The sequence below is a fragment of the Propionivibrio pelophilus DSM 12018 genome, from assembly GCF_059569095.1.
The window spans coordinates 1-2733 of the sequence record NZ_JCANUT010000118.1; the positions used below are offsets into that span (position 1 = coordinate 1).

At 61.1% G+C, this 2733-nt stretch carries 3 protein-coding genes; all 3 read right to left on the reverse strand.

The features are described from left to right. Positions 1–178: 178 nt before the first annotated feature. From tnpC to tnpA, 3 genes are read right to left on the reverse strand one after another with little or no spacing between them, the layout of a single operon-like run. Positions 179–1747: an IS66 family transposase gene (gene tnpC / locus BO74_RS20815; RefSeq protein WP_496445277.1), complete on the reverse strand. Its 1569-nt coding sequence runs from the start codon at positions 1745–1747 to the stop codon at positions 179–181. Between the two features lie 33 nt (positions 1748–1780). Continuing rightward, positions 1781–2131 carry an IS66 family insertion sequence element accessory protein TnpB gene (gene tnpB, locus BO74_RS20820; protein ID WP_496445279.1) on the reverse strand — a complete coding sequence of 117 codons (351 nt, stop codon included), beginning with the start codon at positions 2129–2131 and terminating at the stop codon, positions 1781–1783. Next, a complete protein-coding gene (gene tnpA, locus BO74_RS20825; protein WP_496445281.1) occupies positions 2107–2571 on the reverse strand; it encodes an IS66-like element accessory protein TnpA in 465 nt (154 codons plus the stop codon). Before tnpA ends, tnpB begins: the two co-directional genes overlap by 25 nt. Between the last annotated feature and the right edge of the window lie 162 nt (positions 2572–2733).

Below are 2733 nucleotides of genomic sequence, written 5' to 3' on the forward strand. Positions count from 1 at the left end.
TTCAGTCCCAGTGATCAGCTTCTACAGTCAGACTCCATGACAAAAGAATCGTTCACTGTTCTTGGTACTTATTCGGCCTTTCCCTAAACTGATCTCGCTGGTTATGTTCTGGGGAGAATGGTAAGCGCTCTATTGACGACGGGATTGACGCAGACGATTGAGGCGGAGTGATTGGTGTTCAGTCTGCGTTCGCCAGGCGCCAGGGCAGCAGTCGCTCGAAGCCATCAACGGTTTGCGCGGCGGGGAGTTTCCGGAAGAGGCTGACGAGGTAGGCGTAAGGATCGATGCTGTTGGCCTTGCAGGTTTCGATGATCGAGTAGAGATTCGCACTGGCGTGTGCGCCGGCGACCGTATCAGCGAACAGCCAGTTGCGGCGGCCGATGACAAATGGGCGAATGGCGTTCTCGCACAGGTTGTTGTCGATCGGCCAGAGGCTGTTATCGGCATAGCGGATCAACTTCGGCCACTGCGCCGACAGATAGTGCAGCGCCTTGCCGAGCAAACTGCCCGGCACGACGGCATGCAGATGCTTGAGCAGCATCGCCTCGATCTTCACCAGGATCGGCTGGCTGTATTCCTGCCGCAGGGCATGCCGTTGCTCAAGCGTGAGATCCCGTGCGCGGGCCTCGACGGCATACAACTCGGCGATGGCCGCGATGAACTGCGCCGCGGGCTGCTCCGGGGAGCGAGCCGTCTTGGGAATCACCGCTTCCGCCTCGACGAAATAACGCCGGCAATGCGCCCAGCAACCGAGATGGGACAGCCCATTGGCCTCGGCCACGCCGCCATAGACCTCGTACCCGTCGCTCATCAAGGCCGCGCCGCGTTTGATGCCGGCATACAAGGTTTCGGCATGGGTCGCGCCTCGTCCACGGGCGTAACCGAACAACCGGATCGGTGGTCCGCTGCCGGTGGCCTGTGCCCACAGGTAACTCTTTGTCTGCGCCTTCTTGCCGGGTTCCTTCAGCACCTGGATCGTCGTCTCGTCGGCGTGGACGAGATCGGCATCGAGCAGGTGGTCGCGCAGCAGGTTGATGACCGGTTGCACCGCTTCGCCGACCTTGATGAGGCTCGCCGCCAGCGTATTGCGCGAGATGTCGCCGCCGAAGCGACCGAGGAGTGCCGCTTGCCGGTACAGCGGCAAGGCATCCATATACTTTGAGGTGACCACCCAGGCCAGTGCCGATTCGGTCAGCAATCCCTTGGGAATGATGCGTGCCGCTGCCGGCGTCACCTTGATGCCTTGGTCGCAGCATGGGCAGGCGTATTTCACCCGATGGTGCTGGATGACCCGGACCTGTTGGGGAATGATGTCGAGTTGTTCGCTGATTTCGACACCGATCTCGACCAAGGCGACACCGTCGTGGGCACAAATGCGCTCCGATTCCGGCAATTCATGGCGGACGATGTCGCGTGGCAGATTGGGATCGAGCGGCTTACGGCCACGTTTCTTGCGTTTATGGGCAGGGACGTCGACTTCCACCGTCGTCTCTTCCACGACCGGCGTACCGGCCGGGGCCAGCATTTCAACTTCGTTGAAGAACATGTCCTGCTGCTCGCTACCACGGGCTTCCGATTTGGCGTCGAACAACTTGCGTAGATGGGCCTTCAGACGTTCTTCGAGGAGGCTGACTTCGACCTTCAGCGTGCGCACCTCGCCGCGCAATCCATCGCACTCGCCACGCAGTGCGTCCCGGTCAGCAACAAGCGCCGCGTATTCTTCGGAGGTCAGGGTGATTGTCGCCATGTCCGGGATTAGACCAAGGGCATGATGCCCGGTTCACCCTGCCTGCAGATATTTCCGCTCCGGATGCGGGCGCATGGCGGCCAGGTCGATTCCTGCCAGCAACCAGTTCAATTGTTCCACGCTGAGGGTGACAACCTCGGCGTCTTTGGGCCATTTGAAGCGGTCGGCTTCCAGCCGCTTGATCATCAGCCAGAATCCTGTCCGTTCCCACAGCAGGATCTTGATCCGGTCGCGCCGTCGGTTGCTGAAGACGAATACGGCGGGCGAAAAAGGATCCAACCCCAGCGCTTGTTCAACCAGCAGCGCCAGCCCGTTGATGGCCTTGCGGCCATCCACCAGCTCGCGGTGCAGATAGACTTTCAGCGCCGGGTCGAAGCGGAACATCCGGGGGCTCCCAGTGCTTCGAGCATCGTCCTGAGCAGCGGCGCATGCTGCCCGCCGCAGGCCAGTTCGACCGTCACGCCATTCGGCAAACGGACCGTTAGGCGCGCGTCAGGCACGCTGATGGGGGCGCGCGACAAGGCGTCATGTGGCATGGACGGCCTTGCCGTCGCGGGCGGCAGCGGTGCGCCATCGACCGCCACCACGGGAACGAAGGCAGGCAACGTCCGTCGCACCGCCTTCCGCTGCTCACTCCTCCGAATCCACTTGCGCAACTGGTTGGCGTTGATGCCTGCTTTGAGCGCCATGCCCGACAGCGATACGTCCGGTTGGCGGCACGCTTCGATCAACCGCCGCTTGCCCTCCGGTTCGAACGTCCGCTTGCCGCCAGCACCGACACGCAGCACCTGCAGCGGCAAAAACGAAAACTCAGCTTCACTCATTATTGCGTCCGCCATTCAAAGATTGCGGACGCAATCCTGGCATCGCGCCAGCTATCCCGCTAGGGCGTGGTTATTGATCAGGCCCGAATAAGTTTTTACGCGGCATAGCGAACCTGTTTGTCCTGAAAGAAGGCCTTGATGCGTTCAGGCGAACGCTCAAGT